Below are 18220 nucleotides of genomic sequence, written 5' to 3'. Positions count from 1 at the left end.
GAGGTGACAAGCATGGGAATCAGCTACAGCGTGGACGCGGATCCGGAGACGACGGCGAAAGCGATGCTTCGGGAGCGTCCCATGAGCCACAAGCACAGCAAGGAGGTCGCTCGCGCGATCAAGGGGATGACCGCCGGCGAGGCCGCGGAGTACCTCGAGGCGGTCGTGAACGAGGAGCGGTCGGTCCCGTTCAAGTCCCACAACTCGGACGTCGGCCACCGAAGCGACATCGACGGCTGGGACGCCGGTCGTTACCCCGAGAAGGTCTCGAAGGCGTTTCTCGACCTGCTCGAGAACGCGGTCGGCAACGCCGACCACCAGGGGTTCGACGGCGAGTCGATGACGATCAGCCACGTCGCCGCCCACAAGGTCGGCGAGTCGCCGGGGCGCAAGCCCCGCGCGATGGGGCGGGCCACCGCGTGGAACACCCCCCAGGTCGACGTCGAACTGATCCTCGAGGACGAGGAGGAGGATAACTGATGGCCGACGAACACCAGTTCATCGAGAACGGCCTCCAGCGCTCGCAGATCGACGAGTTCTTCGCGACCGAGCTCGAGCGCGCCGGCTACGGCGGCATGGAGGTCGCGAAGACCCCGATGGGCACCCAGATCGTGCTCAAGGCCGAGAAGCCCGGCATGGTGATCGGCAAGGGCGGGAAGAACATCCGGAAGGTCACCCGGGAGCTCGAGGAGCGCTTCGACCTCGACGACCCCCAGATCGACGTTCAGGAGGTCGACGAGCCCGACCTGAACGCACAGATCGTCGCCGACCGACTGGCGAACGCCCTGGAGCGGGGCTGGTACTTCCGGAAGGCCGGCCACACCACGATCGACCGGATCATGGACGCCGGCGCGTTGGGCGCGGAGATCGTGCTGGCCGGGAAGGTCACCGGCGCGCGATCGCGCGTCGAGAAGTTCAACCGCGGCTACATCAAGCACAATGGCGAGCCCGCAGAGGAGATCGTCGACGCGGGCCAGGGTACCGCGGTGATGAAGCTCGGCACGATCGGCGTCAACGTGAAGATCATCCCGCCGGGCGCGCGACTGCCCGACGACTTCCAGATCCACGAGGACGCGGACGTCGAGGATCTGGTCGCCGACGCCGCCGAGACCGACGAGGGCGTCGAGGAACTGCTCGAGGACGTCGACGAGGAGGTCGTCGAGGGCGAGGGCGTCGCCGAGAGCGGCGACGCCGCCGAGGAGGGCGCCGTCGAGGCGATCGACCAGGCCGAGGAGACCGGCGTCGACGAGGAGTTCGTCGAGGAGCCCGAAGAGGTCGCCGAGGAGGAGTTCGTCGACGAGGCCGGCGCGGCCGACGACGAGGTGACCGAGGAGGTCACCGAGGAAGTCGACGAGGAGCCCGAAGAGCTCGACGAGGACATCGAGGCCGAGGCAGCGGAGCTGGTGGCCGAGATGGAGAGCGAGGAGGAGGGCGATAGCTGATGGCGATCCTCCACGTCGACGAGGTTCGTGACATGACGCCCGCCGAACGCGACGTCGAGCTCGAGGAGCTCGAGACCGAGCTGCTCAACATGAAGGCGGTGAAGGCGGCGGGCGGCGCGCCGGAGAACCCCGGTCGGATCCGGGAGCTCAAGCGGACGATCGCCCGCGTGAAGACCGTCCAGCGCGAAGAAGGAGATCTAGAGTAGATGGCACTCACACCCGAGACCCTCGCGCGACACGAGCTCAACGGCCTGTGCGTACGGGCCGTCGCCGCCGACAACCCCGACCTCGTCGGGATCGGCGGGCGCGTCGTCCGCGAGACGACCAAGACGCTCTCGATCCGCGAGGGATCGCGGGTGTGTCAGGTGCCGAAGTCGGGCACCGTCTTCGAGTTCGAACTCCCCACAGATGAAGCCGCGACCGCCCGAGAGGGGGTCGGGATCGCGTCCGAACCGCGTGCCGACCGGCACGACGGCGACGGCGCGACCCACGTTACGGTGGATGGCGACAGACTGCTCTCACGACCCGCCCGACGCACGGAAACAACAGGTGATTCGAAATGGCGATAGGATTAGACGTAAAAACACCACCAGAACCGGACGATCCGGACTACGACTACGAGAAGTGTCCGTTCTACGGCGATCTCCCCGTTCGAGGCCAGGTCCTCGAGGGAGTCGTCGCGAGCGCGGACATGGACAAGACCGTGATCGTCGAGCGAGAGTACGACGTCTTCGTGCCGAAGTACGATCGGTACATGAAGCGTCGGTCGCGCGTCCCGGCACACGTGCCGGGCGTGCTCGACCACGTCTCGGTCGGCGATCAGGTAAAGATAGCAGAGACACGACCGCTCTCGAAGACCAAGAGCCACGTCGTCGTCGAGGTCACCCAGGCCGAACCCGAAGTCGGCCCGATCGACCCGACGGTAGAGGCCTCTCCCGACGAGGAGGAGACCTCGAGCGATGTGGAGACCGAGGCCGCCGGAGGTGAGGAGTGATGGAGGCGCTGAAGGCCGACGTCACGAAGGGACTCTCGAAGGGCGCGCTCATCAACTGCGCCGACAACACCGGTGCCCGCGAGCTGAAGCTGATCAGCGTCTCGGGCTATTCGGGCGTGAAGAACCGCCAGCCCCAGGCCGGGGTCGGCGACAAGATCACGGTGTCGGTGACGAAGGGCACCCCCGAGATGCGCCGACAGATCCTCGAGGCGGTCGTCATCCGCCAGCGCCAGTCGATCCGACGACCCGACGGCACGCGCGTGAAGTTCGAGGACAACGCCGCCGTGGTCATCGACGACGCAGAGGAGCCGCGCGGGACCGAGATCAAGGGTCCGATCGCGCGCGAGGTCGCAGAGCGCTTCGGAAGCGTCGCGAGCACCGCGACGATGATCGTATAGAACCATGAGCAGACAACCACGCAAACAGCGAAACCAGACCGCAGACGCGCCGCTACACGAGCGTCACTCGCAGGTCAACGCGGCGCTGGACGGCGACCTCCGCGAGGAGTACGGCGTCCGGCGCACCCGCGTGAACGCGGGCGACACGGTCGAGGTGATGCGCGGGGACTTCGCCGGCGAGACCGGCGAGGTCGTCTCGGTCGACCTCAGAAACGCCGTCGTCCACGTCGAGGACGTCACCGTCGAGAAGGCCGACGGCGAGGAGGTGGCGCGTCCACTCGACGCGAGCAACCTCCGCATCACGGGGCTCGACCTCTCCGACGAGGTACGCGAGGCGCGTCTGGAGGGTGATGACGAATGAGCAAACACCAGAAACGACTGTCAGTACCGAACTCCTGGCCGGTCGAACGAAAGACGGCGAAGTACACCGTGAAGGCCCGCGCGGGCCCCCACGGCGAGAACGGCGTCCCGCTCGTGATCGTGCTGCGGGACGTACTCGGCTACGTCGACTCGACCAAGGAGGCGAAGTACGCCGCCAACGAGGGCAACGTCCTCGTCAACGGCGAGCCCGTTCGTGACGTGCGGCGTCCGATCGGGATGTTCGACATCCTCGGGTTCGCGGAGCGCGAGGAGTACTACCGCGTGTTCCCCGACGAGGGCGGACGCCTCGCGCTGACGCCGATCGACGCCGAGGACGCCGACGGCAAGCTCGGCAAGATCGTCGACAAGCGCCAGGTCCCCGGCGGCCAGACGCAGCTCCAGCTGCACGACGGCCGGAACCTCCGCGTCGAGGACGGCAGCGAGTACTCGGGCAAGGACTCGATCGTCATCGGCTTCGAGGACGGCGAGATCCTCGCGCACTTCGTCTACGAGGAGGGCGCGCTGGTCACTGCGGTTCGGGGCCAGCACGCCGGCGAGATCGGGACGATCGAGGCGATCGAGGTGATCCCCTCGAGCGCGCCCAACACCGTCACCGTCGAGACCGACGACGGCACGTTCGAGACCGTCGAGGAGTACATCGTCGTGATCGACGAGAACTTCGTCGGCGGGGACGCCGCTGCGTCCGATGGGGACGCCGCCGCGACCGACGAGGACGCCGCCGGAGGTGAGGACGAATGAGCGAGTCCGAAGCCGAGGGCGAGGGCGAGTTCCACGAGATGCGCGAGCCCGTCGTCGAGAAGGTCGTCGTCCACATGGGCGTCGGCACCGGCGGGCGCGAGCTCGCGAACGCCGAGGACATCCTCGAGGAGATCACCGGCCAGGAGAGCGTCCGCACGCAGGCCAAACGGACCAAACCCGAGTTCGGCATCCGCGAGGGCGACCCGATCGGCGCGAAGGTCACCCTTCGCGGCGAGAACGCCGAGGAGTTCCTCGAGACCGCGCTGCCGCTGGCGACGCTGTCGGGCAACCAGTTCGACCGAACCGGCAACGTCAGCTTCGGCATCGAGGAGCACACCGAGTTCCCCAGTCAGGAGTACAACCCCGACATCGGGATCTTCGGAATGGACGTGACGATCAACCTCGTGCGGCCGGGCTACCGGGTGAAGAAACGCGACATCGCCTCGCGACAGATCCCGTCGAACCACCGGCTCGACGCGCGGGCCGCGATCGCCTACCTGAACGAGCGGTTCGACGCCGGCATCGGCGACCAGGAGGACGACGAATGAGTGAAAGCGAAAGCGAGACGGGCGAGCACGCCGCGAAGCGCACCGCACAGCGAGAGAAGTGCCAGCGATGTGGCCGCAAGCAGGGCCTCGTCGGCAAGTACGACATCTGGCTGTGTCGACAGTGCTTCCGGGAGATCGCCCGCAACATGGGGTTCAAGAAGTACAAATGACAGCGAACGATCCGTTCAGCAACGCGCTTTCGGGGCTGAACAACGCGGAGAGCGTCGGGCATCTGACGCACACGGTATCGCCCGCCTCGAACCAGATCGGCTCCGTACTCGAGGTCCTCTACGACCGCGGGTACGTCGACGGCTTCGAGTTCGTCGACGACGGGAAGTCGGGTCGGTTCGAGATCGAACTGAAGGGTGCGATCAACAGATGCGGTGCCGTCAAGCCCCGCTACTCGGCGGGCGCCGACGAGTTCGAGAAGTGGGAGAAGCGGTTCCTCCCCGCCCGTGACTACGGGACGCTCATCGTCACGACGAGCCACGGCATCATGAGCCACTACGAGGCCCGCGAACAGGGCATCGGTGGCCAGGTGATCGCGTACGTCTACTGACCATGCCACGAACAGAAATCACACTACCGGAGGAGGTTTCGGCCGAGGTCGACCACCTCGAACTGACGGTCTCGGGGCCGGACGGCGAGGTCACTCGCCGGCTGTGGTACCCGGACGTCTCCGTCTCGACGGGGACGACCACCGTCGAGGAGGAGACCGACGATGGCGAGACCGAGCAGCGCGAGGTCGACGCGGTCCTCATCGAGAGCGACGAGGAGGACGCGAAGACGAAGGCGACGCTCGGCACGTTCGAGAGCCACGTCCGCAACATGATCCGCGGCGTGAGCGAGGGGTGGGAGTACCGGATGGAGGTCCTGTACTCGCACTTCCCGATGCAGGTGTCGGTCGAGAACGACGAGATCGTCATCGAGAACTTCCTCGGCGAGCGAGCGGCGCGACGGTCGTCGATCCACGGCGACACCGAGGTCGAGATCGACGGCGAGGAGCTCGTCCTCCGCGGTCCGAACAAGGAGGACGTCGGCCAGACCGCCGCGGACATCGAACAGCTCACGCGGGTCAGCGGCAAGGACAACCGCGTGTTTCAGGACGGCGTCTACATCGTCGAGAAACCCAAAGGAGGCGTCTAAATGGCCGAAGAAGAAGAGCACGAGGAGACCGAGACCGAGACCGAAGTCGAACAGGAGACCGAGGACACCGAGGAGGCGACCCCCTCGGAGGACGAGCAGGCAGCCCCCGACGACCCGGTCGAGCTGAGCGACATCAGCGGCGTCGGCGACGCGAAGGCCGACGCGCTGCGCGAGGCCGGCTTCGAGACCGTCGAGGACGTCAAGGCGGCGAGCCAGGGCGAACTCGCGGACGTCGAGGGGATCGGTAACGCACTGGCCGCACGAATCAAGGCCGACGTCGGCGGACTCGAGGTCGAGGAGGAGACCGAGGCCGACGTCGAGGACACCGAGCCCGAAACCGAGGTCGAGGAGACCGAGGCGGCCGAGACCGAACTGCAGGCGCGCGGGCTCACGGAGAAGACGCCCCAGCTCGACGACGAGGAGGTCCGCCTCCTCGGCGAGCGAGCCCGCGTCAGCAAGCCGCAGTTCAACCGCCAGGACTACCACATGAAGAAGCGAACGCCGACCTCGTGGCGCCGCCCCCGCGGCGGGCTCTCGAAGCAGCGCCGTCGCATCAAGGGGAAGGGTCAGGTCGTCAAGGCCGGCTTCCGCACGCCGACCGAGGTCCGCGGTCGTCACCCGAGCGGCTTCGAGGAGGTCCGCGTCCACAACGTCGACGACCTCGAGGGCGTCGACGGGGACCGAGAGGCAGTGCGCATCGCCTCGTCGGTCGGCGCACGCAAGCGCGAACGCATCGAGGAGGAGGCAGAGAACGCGGGCGTCCGCGTTCTCAACCCCACGTACGTCGAAGTCGAGGTGAACGAGGAATGAGCGATCTCTCGGCACAGAAGCGACTGGCGGCGGACGTTCTGGACGTCGGCAAGAACCGCGTCTGGTTCGATCCCGAGGCGCAGGGCGAGATCGTCGACGCGATCACCCGCGAGGAGATCCGCGAGCTCGTCGACCAGGGGATCATCCAGGCGAAGGACAAGCGCGGCAACTCCCGCGGACGGGCGCGAGAGCGCCAGAAGAAGCGAGCCTACGGCCACCAGAAGGGCGCGGGCAAGCGAAAGGGGAAGGCCGGCGCGCGCCAGGACGAGAAGGAACAGTGGCAGAATCAGATCAGAGCACAACGTCGACGACTGCGCGAGCTCCGCGACGAGGGCGAGCTCTCGCCCGGCGAGTACCGCGAGCTCTACAACAAGGCCCGCGGCGGGGAGTTCCGCAGCGTCCGCTACATGACCAACTACATCGACAACGAATACGGTGACGAATAATGGCAACAGGACCACGCTATAAGGTGCCGATGCGTCGGCGCCGCGAAGTCCGAACAGACTACCACCAGAGGTTGCGCCTGCTGAAATCCGGCAAACCTCGTCTGGTTGCTCGCCAGAGCAACAAACACGTCAGGGCGCAGCTGATCACGACCAGTCCACAGGGCGACGAGACGCTCGCGAGCGCACACTCCTCGGACCTCGCCGACTACGGCTGGGAGGCCCCGACGGGGAACCTCCCCTCGGCGTATCTGACGGGGCTGCTCGCGGGAAAACGCGCGCTCGAGGCGGACGTCGAGGAGGCGGTCCTCGACATCGGCCTCTACACGGCGACGCCCGGCAGCACGCTGTTCGCGGTCCAGGAGGGCGCGATCGACGCGGGCCTCGAGATCCCGCACAGCGATTCGGTGCTGGCGGACTGGAGCCGAACCCGCGGCGAGCACATCGCGGAGTACGCAGAGCAGCTCGACGAGCCGCTGTACAGCGGCGAGTTCGACGCAACGACCCTTCCCGAGCACTTCGATGAGGTTCGGGAGACCATCATGGAGGAGTAAGCATGTCACAACGAAACGACGGGTGGGAGCCCGTCACACGGCTCGGCCGACTCGTCCGCGACGGCGAGATCGAGACGATGGAGGAGGCGCTCAACTCGGGACTGCCGCTGAAGGAGACGGAGATCGTCGACCAGCTCCTTCCCGGCCTCGAGGACGACGTACTGGACATCAACATGGTCCAGCGGATGACCGACTCGGGCCGCCGGGTGAAGTTCCGGTGTGTCTGCGTCGTCGGCAACCGCGACGGCTACGTCGGCTACGCGGAGGGCCGTGACGACCAGGTCGGCGGCGCCATCCAGAAGGCGATCGGCATCGCGAAGCTGAACATCATCAAGGTCGACCGCGGCAGCGGCTCCTGGGAGGACCGCGCGGGCGGCACCCACTCGCTGCAGCGAAAGTCGACCGGCAAGGCCGGCAGCGTCACCGTCGAGGTCATCCCGGCACCGAAGGGCCTCGGGCTCGCGGCCGCCGAGACCGTCCGCAGCGTGCTCGAGCTCGCCGGCATCGAGGACGCCTGGACGAAGAGCCACGGCAACACCCGGACGACGGTCAACCTCGCGAAGGCGACGTTCAACGCGCTCGAGAACGCCTCGCAGTCGCGGGTGCCCGACCACGTCCAGGAGCAGCGACAGCAGGAGGTCGTCGAATGATGCAGGCGGTCGTCCAGATCCGCGGCGACGTCAACATGGACTACGACGTGGAGGACACCCTCTCGATGCTGAACCTCCACCGAGTGAACCACTGTGCGCTCGTCCCCGAACACGAGACGTTCCGCGGGATGATCGCGAAGGTGAACGACTACGTCGCCTACGGCGAGCCGAGCAGCGAGGTCGTCGAGACGCTGATCCGCAAGCGAGCGGAGCCCGCCGAGGGCAGCGGCGAGATCGACGACGAGTGGCTCGCGGAGAACACCGAGTACGACTCGGTGGAGGCGCTCGCGGAGGCGCTTCTCGACGAGGAGACGACGCTGGGAGAACAGGGGCTCACGCCCGTCCTCCGGCTCCACCCGCCGCGTGGCGGTCACAAGGGGATCAAGCATCCCGCGAGCCAGGGCGGACAGCTGGGCAAACACACGACCGAGGAGATCGACGACCTCCTCGAGGCGATGCGATAACAATGACGAACAAGAAACGACGCCAGCGCGGTTCGCGCACGCACGGCGGCGGCACGCACAAGAACCGGCGCGGCGCCGGCCACCGGGGCGGACGCGGGGCTGCCGGACGCAGCAAACACGAGTTCCACAACTACGGGCCGCTCGGCAAACACGGCTTCACTCGACCGGAGAAGGTCAAGGAGACTGTCCTCACGATCGACGTCCAGAAGCTCGACGAGGACGCCCCGCTCTACGTCGCGGACGACCTCGCGAGCGAGGAGGACGGGAGCTACCACCTCGACGCCCGGGACATCGTCGAGGACGGCCACGAGGCCGACGCGGTGAAGGTGCTCGGCGGCGGCCAGGTCCGCAACGCGCTCTCGATCACCGCGGACGCCTTCTCCGCGAGCGCGGTCGAGCTCGTCGAGGAGGCCGGCGGCGAGGCGATCGTCTCCGAGCGCGGACAGGTCGAGGAGGAGTCCGACGAGGAGGACGGCGAATCAGAACCACAAAGTATTGAACCAACGGCTGACGAAGCGTAATCAATGACCTGGAAGGAAGCCGCCGAACCGATTCTCACACGAATGCCGGGGGTGACGCGTCCGGAGGGGCACATCCCCTTCAAACGCAAGCTGACGTGGACGCTCGGCGTCCTGCTCGTCTACTTCTTCCTGACGAACGTCTACCTCTGGGGGCTGCCCGAGGCACAGGCCGGTCAGGACATCTTCGGGAACTTCCGGTCGATCCTCGCCGGCGAACAGGGGACGATCCTCCAGGTGGGGATCGGACCGATCGTCACCGCGAGTATCGTCCTCCAGCTGCTGGGCGGCGCAGGGCTGCTGGGACTGGACACGAACGACCCGCGCGATCAGGTGCTGTACCAGGGCCTCCAGAAGCTGCTGGTGGTCGTGATGACCGCCCTGACCGCGTTCCCGATGGTGTTTCTCGGCGGTTTCCTTCCCCCGAGCCCCGAACTCGCGGCGGCGTACGGCCAGACGACGGTCCAGACGCTGATCTTCGCACAGGTGTTCGTCGGCGGGGTCTTCATCCTGTTTCTCGACGAGATCGTCTCGAAGTGGGGCGTCGGCAGCGGGATCGGACTGTTCATCATCGCCGGCGTGAGCCAGCGACTCCTGGGCGGGCTGTTCGCCTGGGGCGGGCTGCCCGGCGACGTCGGCATCATCCCGACGTGGTTCTCGATCCTGTTCGGCCAGACCTCCTTCCCCTCGTTGCTGACGAGCGAGGGACTCCAGGAGCTCTTCCTCGGGCAGGGGGCGCTGCTCGCGATCATCACCACGATCTTCATCTTCGCGGTCGTGGTCTACGCCGAGTCCGTCCGCGTCGAGATCCCGCTCTCGCACGCCCGCGTGAAGGGCGCCCGCGGTCGGTTCCCCGTGAAGCTGATCTACGCGAGCGTCCTGCCGATGATCCTCGTTCGCGCGGTGCAGATGAACATCCAGTTCCTCGGGCGGATCCTCGACTCGCAGCTCGGGACGATGCCCGCCTGGCTCGGTGTCTACTCGAACGGCCAGCCCCAGTCGGGGCTGTTCTACTACCTCAACCCGATCCAGCAGCCGGGCGAGTGGATGTGGTGGCTCGGGCAGGCCGCCCAGGCCCCCTGGCAGATCATGCTTCGGGTAGGGATCGACCTCACCGTGATGGTCGTCGGCGGGGCGGTCTTCGCGATCTTCTGGGTCGAGACGACCGACATGGGCCCCGAGGCGACGGCGCGACAAATCCAGAACTCCGGGATGCAGATCCCCGGGTTCCGGCAGAACGTCGGCGTCTACGAGAAGGTCCTAGAGCGGTACATCCCGCAGGTGACGGTCATCGGCGGCGCGCTCGTAGGGCTGCTCGCCGTGATGGCGAACATGCTCGGCACCATCGGTGCGGTCTCCGGCACGGGACTGCTGCTGGCGGTGTCGATCACCTACAAGCTCTACGAGGAGATCGCGGAGGAGCAGATGATGGAGATGCACCCGATGATGCGCGAGATGTTCGGCGGACGGTAACGTATACCGTTACTCGCCGAAGCACAACGCTGCTCTCTTGGAATCCCCGTCCTCTCGGGGATGCACCACGGCTTCCCTTCCACTCGCGAGTGTGCCGTTCCGTTTCCGCACGACCGGCTTGACGGGTTGGGAGGTCTACAGCTTCGTTCTTCGGTTACCGATCCACCACTATTCTCGGACGTTCTGCTGTCGTCAGTGCGGGTGACTCTCGTGAAGAGTGACGCTTCACCGACTGTTCGACGGCTACGTAATGCGAACCTCGAGATAGGCAGCCTCCCGTTCGGTCGAGATCTCGAGTAATGTGACGCGGGACGTATCGAGCATCTCTACAGGTCGAGGCTCATCGAGGTGTCCGGTGTAAGACGAATCGTCAGTTCGTCTCCGGCCTGGAAGTCGGGATCCTCAGAGCGTATCCGAGTACACCTCGACGACGGCAGCGGCGATGGCCTCCCAGTCGTCGGTCCGGGCGTCCCAGCTCTGTTCGATCTGAACACCGCCGTCGCCGCCGGCGATCCAGTTGGCGAAGTTCTCGGGCGAGTCCCCCGCGTAGGGTCCGTCATCGGCGAGGTAGACGTCATACTTCCCCTCGGCCATCCCGTCGATCTCGTCGCGGAACTTCATCCTCAACGATCTGGAGGCGGTACCGCCGATAGCGATTCCCGGTTCGGAAAACCCGTGGAAGCTCACTGCGTGCGTGAATCCTCGATCTCCGATTCGATCCAGTTTCGGAAAGGCTCGCCTGTCGATATCGGTCGAGGTGATATGCCATCGGTCATACGCGCCACCACCGTCGTTGTAGCCGACGCACGACCATTCCGTCACGTCCAGTGCCTCGGCAACGTAAGCCGCCTGTTCGTCAGTCCGGTATTCGATCCAACCACCATGAACCGCACAGGCGACCAGATCGGATTGCTCGCCGTCATCGACGAGGATCTCTCCGTACTCGTCGTGTTCGTCCGCCTCCCCCCTCGTTTCGTACTCCGGATGCGGCGCATTCGCTCGAACGAATCCCGAAGTGTTGTTCTTCAACCCCAATCTAGCGAGCCCTTCCTTGTTCATCTCGACCGTCCCAGGGGAAGAAGCGGTCCCGACGACCGTATAGAGTCCGGAGTCGTACGTGCTGTGGAAATCGTCGCTTCCGACCCGTATCTGCTCACCGATCTCGATACCTCCCTCCTCCAAACGATCCTCGCCGACCGTACAGTGCTCCCGCCTGAGCGTGGCGTCACCGTTGTATCGGCGTATCGTGATCGAATCCGTTGCCTTCCCGTTCCGAACGAGCGTTTTGGCACCGACGCTCAGCCCGAGACTCGAGCCGACTGCCTTCATCACTTTTCTACGAGTAGTTGTATTCATATCCTAAGTAAGATTAAATATACTATTATAAATATGTTTATTATAAAATTATAGGGTAAACTCCGATCACGTCTCGTCTCAGCAAGGGGATACGAGAGTCGTATGTCGATAGAGCGATCTCATGGTGCAGTAAACGGATCACTCCGCGTTTCCCGATCGATTACCGTACTGAGTTTAGAAGCCGAGATGATTCGTGCTAGATATTTATTTATAGATATTTCTGCTAGCTCTCTCGTCGAAGAACTCCATTAGAAAACTGTACGGCCGGATGTAATGTGAGTTGTTCGGGGGACGTCGTATGCCTGTTGAGCGGTTTCTGATCGTATGGGCGTCTCTTCGTTCGCACGATCAATGGTCTGTCGGCTCCGTCACATCCACTCTCGTCCTCCCCTCCGATAGCGCTTCGACTGGGATCTAGCGGGATCGTACTCCTCGGCGAGTTCGTGCACCCGGAGCTCGCGTTCGCCGATCTCGTCGGCCAGTCCCCGCAGAAACGACGCGACCGTGTCTCTATTCGTGGTCGGTTTCGAGGCCTCGTTGAAGTCATCAGGTGAACCAGTGGACTACCCGTGAACGGTGATCGTCAACGGATTCAGTAGAAGTACTCCGGGGGCGGCAATGTACAGCCGAGTATCCGCCGTGAAGGTCATGGACCGTTCGAGACCGCAGGCGGCCCTACTGAAACGGATATCGGCACTCCGTGATAGGGCGAGATTTCTCGACGGGGATGCTAACGACGCGACGGACACGGAGACTGACTATCACAGGAGCTAACTTTCCGCTTCCCCGAGGCGGGATCATGAGCGGTCGCTACCGGTTGACGAGCGTCGACACCGTCAGCGAGGAGGGAGCCTGGTTGTTCACGGTACGTGACGGCCACGGCGAGGAGCGGGAGGTGTTCCTCGTTCCCTGCGAGGACGACGAGAGCACGGTCGAGGCGTGGGTCAACAGCTGTACCCACGAGGCCCAGCCCCTGTATCGCGAGGGCGTGGGCACGGTAGTTCGCGAGGGAGAGGTGGTCTGTCCGAAGCACGGCTCGACGTTCGACGCCTGTTCGGGCCACTGTGACAACGGTCCCGCGGCGGAGACGACGCTCCCGGACGTCGACGTCTCGGTCGAGAACGGACAGGTCTATCTGACCGACGACGACGTCCGGTTCCTCCGGGAAGGCGCGAGCAGCGACGACGAGGAGGACGGCGGCCCGAGCTCGACCTCGCACCTCCGGTTCTGAGCAGCGACCGACCCCGTCCGAACGGATAAGGCCGGCTCTACCGCCCCACCGTCGGTCCCACGTAGCGCCGCCGCTGAAACAGGTAGACTCCGCCGACCAGGAGCATGATCAGGGGGGCGAGCACCAGCGAGAACACGGCGAACAGCGGCGGGTAGGTGTAGCGACCCACGCCGGGCTTCCACTCGAGTTCCGCGGCGCGGACGTGGCGGACGTCGACGTTGATCGCAAGGACGAACAGCCCAAACCCGATGACCCAACAGAGAGCGCCGACCAGCAGTCCCGAGAGACCGAACGCCAGTGCGGCGACGCCGCCGACGAGACACCAGACCGGACCGAGCGCGATCCAGTAGTGCCAGCGCGAGGCGGCGAGCCACTCGTCCGACGGCGGCTCGACCGCGTTCACGCCGGCGAGGCCGGCGTTCCAGTAGCGCATCAACAGATACCAGGTACCGACCACGAGCGACAGCGGATACAGCACCCCACCGACGGCGTAGAGCCGCGGATCCGGATCCCAGTCGTCGTTCCCGGTCCGTCGTGCGTCGAGGGAGAGCGAGCCCGAGAGACACGCCGACACGAACACGATCGCTCCGGCGATCGGTGTACTCACGCTCGATACGGACGATCCGAGCGTCCACCAGATCCGGGCAAACGGCAGGACGAGGATGCCGACCGCCAGCGCGCTCGCGGTCAGATACCACCACCGGGACGGGTCCGATCGATCGGTCATGGGACGGGTGTGTTCGTGTTCGTATATATCCCTCCAGGTTCGAGGAGGTGGAATCCGTCGGGTGCGAGCCCGCCTTCCGGTGTGGGCTCGGCGCTTCGGTGGACGCGTCTCGTCGGTGCCGTCTCGGGAGAGGATTCAAGTCCTCCGCCACGAGACGTGAGTGACGATGAGCACGCGCGACGACGACCTCCTGATCGGCGAACCTGACGACCTGGGAATCCGGAGCGGCGACGACGGCGAGGCGTTCGATTACTACCTGCTCGCGCCCGACAGGGGGGAGTTCGGCTTCGATGCCGCCGAGATCAAGGATCTCACCTCGATGCTGGATCGAACGCTGGGGAACGGCTGAGGCGTCGCCAGCCCCGGTCCGCCGCGATCCGATCGGCCCTCGTCCGTGCGATAACGTTTTTCAATCGGATAGCCGTATCTCCGCCGTGGACGACAGAGTCACGGCCGTCACGAGCGGCCTGCTCGCCACCGCAGCGATGCTCGCGTTCATGTGGCCCATAGACGCGTTCACGTCGCACCGACTGGAGGCACATCGGGCCATCGCCGAGATGCTCAACGCGCCGGAGAGCGTCGGCGTGGCGGTCTTCGTGATCGCCGGAACGCTCGTGTGGCCGCTCGTGTTCTTCGCGATCGGCCAGCATCTCGCTCCCCGCGAAGTCATGCGAGGGGTGGTGTTGTCACTACTCCTCTGGATCGTCTTCTCCGTCGTCTTCGTCCCGACGGTCTCCCTGAGCTACTTCCTGGTCTTCATGGTGCTCAGCCTCCTGGCCCATCTGGTCTACGGGTCGGTGCTCGGGTTCACCTTCGCTCGACTCGGCGGGGAACACCGGTGAACGGGTCGGTCGAACGGACGTGACCGATCCGCACCCGGGACGTCTCGGCAGTTGGATCCGTCCACCCGATAGGAGCATATAACCCGCCAGGACCGAAACCACCGGTATGCGGACCGAACACGCCCTCCACGTCGGGGACGCCCGCGATATGTCACTGGCCGACGAGTCGGTCGAACTCGTCGTCACGTCGCCGCCGTACCCGATGATCGAGATGTGGGACGAGGCGTTCACGGACCTCGACCCGGCGATCGGAACCGCCCTCGAGTCGAACGACGGCGACGCGGCCTTCGAGCGGATGCACGCCGTCCTCGACGAAGTCTGGACGGAGCTCGATCGGGTGCTCGCGGAGGGCGCCATCGTCTGCGTCAACGTCGGCGACGCCACCCGGACCGTCGGAGATCGCTTCCGGGTCTATCCGAACCACGTCCGGATCACGCGGACGTTCCGCGAACTCGGGTTCGATCCCCTCCCCGACCTCCTCTGGCGAAAGCCTGCGAACAGCGCCGCGAAGTTCATGGGCTCGGGGATGGTGCCGCCGAACGCCTACCCGACGCTCGAACACGAACACGTGCTCGTCTTCCGCAAGGGCGGTCCCCGGTCGTTCGAACCCCGATCGGAGCGGCGCTACGAGAGCGCGTACTTCTGGGAGGAACGAAACCGGTGGTTCTCCGACCTCTGGACCGACGTGCGTGGGATCGCCCAGCCCCTCGAGTCGGACGACCTGCGCGATCGCTCGGGGGCGTTCCCGTTCGCGTTACCCTACCGGCTGATCAACATGTTCTCGACCTACGGAGAACGGGTGCTCGACCCGTTCTGGGGGACTGGAACGACGACGCTGGCGGCGATGGTCGCCGGACGGAACTCGGTCGGGTACGAGATCGACGAGGCGTTCGTCGAGGCGTTTCCCGACCGGATCGAAGGAATCGAGGCGTTCTCGCGGCGCGTGCTCACGGACCGCCTCGACGCCCACCGGGAGTTCGTCGAGCGCGTCGGCCGCGAGGAGCTCTCCTACATCGCGGAACACTACGACGTGCCCGTCCGGACGAAACAGGAGCGACGCATCCGGTTCTACGCGGTCGACGCCGTCGAACGGACCGAGACCGGTTACGAGGTCGTCCACCGCCCGTTCGACCCGGCCGGTTGACCGCGACCCCCGGGCTCGAAACGAAACCGCGTGACGTGCGGTAGGCCAACGTTTTTCAGGGGGGTGATCCTACGGGTAGCATGAAGTTCGTCATCGTCGGGTACGGTCGCGTCGGGATGCGGACCGCACGGATCCTCCACGAGGAGGGTCACGAAGTCGCCATCGTCGACGACGATCCGGAGAAGGTGAAACGCGCCCGCTCGGCCGGGTTCGAGGCGGTCGAGGGCGACGGCGGCAACGAGTCCGTGCTCGAGTCGGTCGGCGTCGAGGAGGCGGACGCGCTCGCCGGGCTCACGGGCGACCTCAACGTCAACTTCGCGGCGTGTTCGGTCGGGACCCACCACGGCTGTCGGACCGTCATGCGGATCGACGACGACTACCGCGAGGAGATCTACAAGAAGTACGCCGACGACGTCGACGAGATCATCTACCCCGAGCGACTGGGGGCGGCCGGCGCGAAGACCGCCCTGCTGGGCGGCGACTTCAACCTCGTCGCGGACCTCACCGAACGGCTCCAGCTCACCACCGTCACCGTTCGTGAGGGCTCGCCAGCGATAGGAAAGCGGGTTAGCGAGGTCGAACTACCATCGGGCGCACGGATCTACGCCCACGGAGCGGCCGGGGCGGCCATGACCATTCCCATGCCCCGGACGACGATCGAGGCCGGCGACCAGGTGGCGGTGATCGTCGAACAGGAGAGCGTCGAGGGGGTTCGGGCCGCCCTCCTGGGGGCCGAGGGACGGAACGCTGCGTAGCAGGGAAAGGGGAGGGAAGGGGGAGTAAACGCCCCGGTGGATAGACGTCGCGAACGGGCCATAAATCTATGTCAGACGATCGCACGACACGTATCAGCTGGGAGCGACTTTTCGAGCGCGGGGAACGGGCGGCGACCGACCTCGCGACGATCGAGCGCGAGGTCGCCGCCCGGAGGGAGACGAGCGATGGGTGATCGACCCGATCCCGGACGGATCGTCGCGGACGCCGACGTACTGGCCGCTGACCTGCTCCTCGGTGGACCCGCGCGGGAGGTGATGGACCTGATTCGAGCACACTCGTGGCTCGAACTCGTCGCCACCGACGAGCTACTCGACGACGCCGAGGCGGTGGTCCGAGAGCTCGCGAACGACGACCTCGCAGACGACTGGCGTCGGCGGATCGCGGCGCTCGTTACCGTCGTCGAACAGCCGGCGGGCGACCATCCCGCGCTGGCCGCCGCGTACCGCGGCAAGGCGGGACACGTCCTCACCTTCGACGAATCGCTCCGGAGCGCGCGTGCGGGCGCCGAACTTCGCGCGCGGGTGGAAACGAGCGTGAAGTCGCCCGGCGCCTTCCTAACGGTGTTCGATCCCGAGGGGCTCTATCCGGCGGTGGTCGGAGGGGAGTATCCAGGCCCCGACTGCGATCCGCGCGAATGACCACAAAGCGGATATAGCCGTGTTATCATGTATCGGTGATGAGATCGATAGCGTTCGAGGAGGGGCTGTACGCCGTGCTCGCCCTCTCGGTTTCGGTCGCGGTCGTCGCGATCGCGCTCGCGGTGTTGAGTTGCGGGGCGGACGGGAGATGTACGATCGGCGGGGCGGTGATCGGGGTTCGCCACCTCGGGGCGGTGACGGCCGGAAGCGGCCTCCTCATCAGCGCGGTCGCCCTCTCCGGGCGGGTAGGCGGGAGAACGCGTCCGACGTGATTCGCGTCGGATCGAGGAGCCGCTGAACCACGTACGAGAGGGGACGGAACGAGGGATTCGGACGGCACGTCGGCTCGGCGGGGATGGAGTGATCGTTCGTTCACCCGTCACTTCGAGATCCGTCGTTCCGCTCGGCGAGCCAGTCGGCGAACTTCGAGAGGGCCCGACCTCGATGCGAGACGGCGTTCTTCTCCTCGGTGGACATCTCCGCGAACGTCCGGCCTCGGTGTTCGAAGATCGGATCGTAGCCGAAGCCGCCGTCGCCGCACGGCGCGACGATGCGGCCTGGGACGGCACCCTCGAACGTCTCGACGGTGTCGTCGTCGGCGTAGGCGACCACGGCTCGGAAGCTCGCGGCGTCGTCGTCCTCGCGGGACGCGAGTGTTCTGACGCGCTCGATTCCGAGGCGGTCCTCGACGTACGAGGAGTAGGGGCCCGGAAAGCCGTCGAACGCGTCGATGAACAGCCCCGCGTCGTCGACGAACACCGGTTCGCCGACCTCCTCGAAGGCGTCGCGGGCGCCCGCCGCAGCGATCGCACCCAGATCCTCCGACTGGATCTCGGGGTAGTCGTATGCCACCCGCTCGACCGGCTCGGGAAGGTACTCTCGAGCCTCGCGGACCTTGCCGGGGTTGCTCGTCACGAACCGGAGCATACCCGAAGCGGGAACTACA

30 protein-coding genes are annotated in these 18220 nt (G+C 65.8%); 27 read left to right on the top strand and 3 right to left on the bottom strand.

From position 1 onward, the window contains the following. Nucleotides 1-12 precede the first annotated feature (12 nt). The 19 genes from V0Z78_RS04820 to secY are packed head-to-tail and all read left to right on the top strand — an operon-like array spanning nucleotide 13 to nucleotide 10559. Nucleotides 13-480, top strand: a complete 468-nt coding sequence (locus V0Z78_RS04820) for a 50S ribosomal protein L22 (RefSeq protein ID WP_336343491.1) — start codon at nucleotides 13-15, stop codon at nucleotides 478-480. Further along, nucleotides 480-1442, top strand: coding sequence for a 30S ribosomal protein S3 (locus V0Z78_RS04815; protein WP_336343490.1), 963 nt, complete (start codon nucleotides 480-482; stop codon nucleotides 1440-1442). Before V0Z78_RS04820 ends, V0Z78_RS04815 begins: the two co-directional genes overlap by 1 nt. Then, the gene (rpmC, locus tag V0Z78_RS04810; protein WP_336343489.1) at nucleotides 1442-1648 is read left to right on the top strand and encodes a 50S ribosomal protein L29; all 207 of its coding nucleotides are present in this window, start codon (nucleotides 1442-1444) and stop codon (nucleotides 1646-1648) included. Before V0Z78_RS04815 ends, rpmC begins: the two co-directional genes overlap by 1 nt. Beyond that, nucleotides 1649-2011, top strand: coding sequence for a ribonuclease P protein component 1 (locus V0Z78_RS04805; RefSeq protein WP_336343488.1), 363 nt, complete (start codon nucleotides 1649-1651; stop codon nucleotides 2009-2011). After that, complete coding sequence (locus V0Z78_RS04800; RefSeq protein WP_336343487.1) at nucleotides 2002-2436, top strand: 30S ribosomal protein S17; 435 nt, start codon at nucleotides 2002-2004, stop codon at nucleotides 2434-2436. Before V0Z78_RS04805 ends, V0Z78_RS04800 begins: the two co-directional genes overlap by 10 nt. Further along, a complete protein-coding gene (locus V0Z78_RS04795) occupies nucleotides 2436-2834 on the top strand; it encodes a 50S ribosomal protein L14 (RefSeq protein WP_336343486.1) in 399 nt (132 codons plus the stop codon). Before V0Z78_RS04800 ends, V0Z78_RS04795 begins: the two co-directional genes overlap by 1 nt. 4 nt (nucleotides 2835-2838) lie before the next feature. Beyond that, nucleotides 2839-3195: a 50S ribosomal protein L24 gene (rplX, locus tag V0Z78_RS04790; protein ID WP_336343485.1), complete on the top strand. Its 357-nt coding sequence runs from the start codon at nucleotides 2839-2841 to the stop codon at nucleotides 3193-3195. Next, nucleotides 3192-3953: a 30S ribosomal protein S4e gene (locus V0Z78_RS04785; RefSeq protein WP_336343484.1), complete on the top strand. Its 762-nt coding sequence runs from the start codon at nucleotides 3192-3194 to the stop codon at nucleotides 3951-3953. The genes rplX and V0Z78_RS04785 overlap by 4 nt, the downstream gene beginning before the upstream one ends. Beyond that, nucleotides 3950-4501, top strand: a complete 552-nt coding sequence (locus V0Z78_RS04780) for a 50S ribosomal protein L5 (protein ID WP_336343483.1) — start codon at nucleotides 3950-3952, stop codon at nucleotides 4499-4501. Before V0Z78_RS04785 ends, V0Z78_RS04780 begins: the two co-directional genes overlap by 4 nt. Continuing rightward, nucleotides 4498-4671 carry a 30S ribosomal protein S14 gene (locus V0Z78_RS04775; protein WP_336343482.1) on the top strand — a complete coding sequence of 58 codons (174 nt, stop codon included), beginning with the start codon at nucleotides 4498-4500 and terminating at the stop codon, nucleotides 4669-4671. Before V0Z78_RS04780 ends, V0Z78_RS04775 begins: the two co-directional genes overlap by 4 nt. After that, nucleotides 4668-5060, top strand: a complete 393-nt coding sequence (locus V0Z78_RS04770) for a 30S ribosomal protein S8 (RefSeq protein ID WP_336343481.1) — start codon at nucleotides 4668-4670, stop codon at nucleotides 5058-5060. Before V0Z78_RS04775 ends, V0Z78_RS04770 begins: the two co-directional genes overlap by 4 nt. A 2-nt stretch (nucleotides 5061-5062) precedes the next feature. Beyond that, a complete protein-coding gene (locus tag V0Z78_RS04765; protein ID WP_336343480.1) occupies nucleotides 5063-5647 on the top strand; it encodes a 50S ribosomal protein L6 in 585 nt (194 codons plus the stop codon). Then, a complete protein-coding gene (locus V0Z78_RS04760) occupies nucleotides 5648-6457 on the top strand; it encodes a 50S ribosomal protein L32e (RefSeq protein WP_336343479.1) in 810 nt (269 codons plus the stop codon). Then, the gene (locus V0Z78_RS04755; protein WP_336343478.1) at nucleotides 6454-6903 is read left to right on the top strand and encodes a 50S ribosomal protein L19e; all 450 of its coding nucleotides are present in this window, start codon (nucleotides 6454-6456) and stop codon (nucleotides 6901-6903) included. Before V0Z78_RS04760 ends, V0Z78_RS04755 begins: the two co-directional genes overlap by 4 nt. Then, nucleotides 6903-7454 (top strand): 50S ribosomal protein L18, encoded by a 552-nt coding sequence (locus V0Z78_RS04750; RefSeq protein WP_336343477.1) that lies wholly within the window; start codon nucleotides 6903-6905, stop codon nucleotides 7452-7454. The genes V0Z78_RS04755 and V0Z78_RS04750 overlap by 1 nt, the downstream gene beginning before the upstream one ends. 2 nt (nucleotides 7455-7456) lie before the next feature. After that, complete coding sequence (locus tag V0Z78_RS04745) at nucleotides 7457-8104, top strand: 30S ribosomal protein S5 (RefSeq protein ID WP_336343476.1); 648 nt, start codon at nucleotides 7457-7459, stop codon at nucleotides 8102-8104. Then, nucleotides 8104-8568 carry a 50S ribosomal protein L30 gene (gene rpmD, locus V0Z78_RS04740; RefSeq protein WP_336343475.1) on the top strand — a complete coding sequence of 155 codons (465 nt, stop codon included), beginning with the start codon at nucleotides 8104-8106 and terminating at the stop codon, nucleotides 8566-8568. The genes V0Z78_RS04745 and rpmD overlap by 1 nt, the downstream gene beginning before the upstream one ends. A 2-nt stretch (nucleotides 8569-8570) precedes the next feature. Further along, nucleotides 8571-9089, top strand: coding sequence for an uL15m family ribosomal protein (locus V0Z78_RS04735; protein WP_336343474.1), 519 nt, complete (start codon nucleotides 8571-8573; stop codon nucleotides 9087-9089). Between the two features lie 3 nt (nucleotides 9090-9092). Continuing rightward, nucleotides 9093-10559: a preprotein translocase subunit SecY gene (gene secY, locus V0Z78_RS04730; protein WP_336343473.1), complete on the top strand. Its 1467-nt coding sequence runs from the start codon at nucleotides 9093-9095 to the stop codon at nucleotides 10557-10559. 402 nt (nucleotides 10560-10961) lie between these two features. On the opposite strand, the gene V0Z78_RS04725 is transcribed toward secY, so the two are convergent. After that, complete coding sequence (locus V0Z78_RS04725) at nucleotides 10962-11888, bottom strand: poly-gamma-glutamate hydrolase family protein (protein WP_336343472.1); 927 nt, start codon at nucleotides 11886-11888, stop codon at nucleotides 10962-10964. Nucleotides 11889-12714: 826 nt separating this feature from the next. Between V0Z78_RS04725 and V0Z78_RS04720 the strand changes: the two genes are divergently transcribed. Beyond that, the gene (locus V0Z78_RS04720) at nucleotides 12715-13146 is read left to right on the top strand and encodes a Rieske (2Fe-2S) protein (RefSeq protein ID WP_336343471.1); all 432 of its coding nucleotides are present in this window, start codon (nucleotides 12715-12717) and stop codon (nucleotides 13144-13146) included. A 37-nt stretch (nucleotides 13147-13183) separates the two neighbouring features. On the opposite strand, the gene V0Z78_RS04715 is transcribed toward V0Z78_RS04720, so the two are convergent. After that, nucleotides 13184-13873, bottom strand: coding sequence for a hypothetical protein (locus tag V0Z78_RS04715; protein WP_336343470.1), 690 nt, complete (start codon nucleotides 13871-13873; stop codon nucleotides 13184-13186). A 166-nt stretch (nucleotides 13874-14039) separates the two neighbouring features. Here V0Z78_RS04715 and V0Z78_RS04710 point away from each other — a divergent pair, with 166 nt between their 5' ends. From V0Z78_RS04710 to V0Z78_RS04680, 7 genes are all read left to right on the top strand, one after another. Continuing rightward, nucleotides 14040-14222, top strand: a complete 183-nt coding sequence (locus V0Z78_RS04710) for a hypothetical protein (protein WP_336343469.1) — start codon at nucleotides 14040-14042, stop codon at nucleotides 14220-14222. An 85-nt stretch (nucleotides 14223-14307) separates the two neighbouring features. After that, nucleotides 14308-14715, top strand: coding sequence for a DUF6789 family protein (locus V0Z78_RS04705; RefSeq protein WP_336343468.1), 408 nt, complete (start codon nucleotides 14308-14310; stop codon nucleotides 14713-14715). 106 nt (nucleotides 14716-14821) lie between these two features. Next, a complete protein-coding gene (locus tag V0Z78_RS04700) occupies nucleotides 14822-15859 on the top strand; it encodes a DNA-methyltransferase (protein ID WP_336343467.1) in 1038 nt (345 codons plus the stop codon). An 80-nt stretch (nucleotides 15860-15939) separates the two neighbouring features. Next, the gene (locus tag V0Z78_RS04695; protein ID WP_336343466.1) at nucleotides 15940-16614 is read left to right on the top strand and encodes a potassium channel family protein; all 675 of its coding nucleotides are present in this window, start codon (nucleotides 15940-15942) and stop codon (nucleotides 16612-16614) included. A gap of 68 nt (nucleotides 16615-16682) precedes the next feature. After that, nucleotides 16683-16808, top strand: coding sequence for a hypothetical protein (locus V0Z78_RS04690; RefSeq protein WP_336343465.1), 126 nt, complete (start codon nucleotides 16683-16685; stop codon nucleotides 16806-16808). Further along, complete coding sequence (locus V0Z78_RS04685) at nucleotides 16801-17274, top strand: DUF7384 family protein (RefSeq protein ID WP_336343464.1); 474 nt, start codon at nucleotides 16801-16803, stop codon at nucleotides 17272-17274. Before V0Z78_RS04690 ends, V0Z78_RS04685 begins: the two co-directional genes overlap by 8 nt. A 38-nt stretch (nucleotides 17275-17312) precedes the next feature. Next, on the top strand, nucleotides 17313-17546 hold the full coding sequence (locus tag V0Z78_RS04680) for a hypothetical protein (protein ID WP_336343463.1): 234 nt from the start codon (nucleotides 17313-17315) through the stop codon (nucleotides 17544-17546). Nucleotides 17547-17646: 100 nt separating this feature from the next. Here the strand turns inward: V0Z78_RS04680 and rdgB are convergent, their stop codons facing one another. Next, complete coding sequence (rdgB, locus tag V0Z78_RS04675) at nucleotides 17647-18201, bottom strand: RdgB/HAM1 family non-canonical purine NTP pyrophosphatase (RefSeq protein ID WP_336343462.1); 555 nt, start codon at nucleotides 18199-18201, stop codon at nucleotides 17647-17649. Nucleotides 18202-18220: the final 19 nt, after the last annotated feature.

The sequence above is a fragment of the Halalkalicoccus sp. CG83 genome, from assembly GCF_037081715.1.
GTDB classification, from domain to species: domain Archaea; phylum Halobacteriota; class Halobacteria; order Halobacteriales; family Halalkalicoccaceae; genus Halalkalicoccus; species Halalkalicoccus ordinarius.
This window is presented reverse-complemented; position numbering and strand designations above follow the sequence as displayed.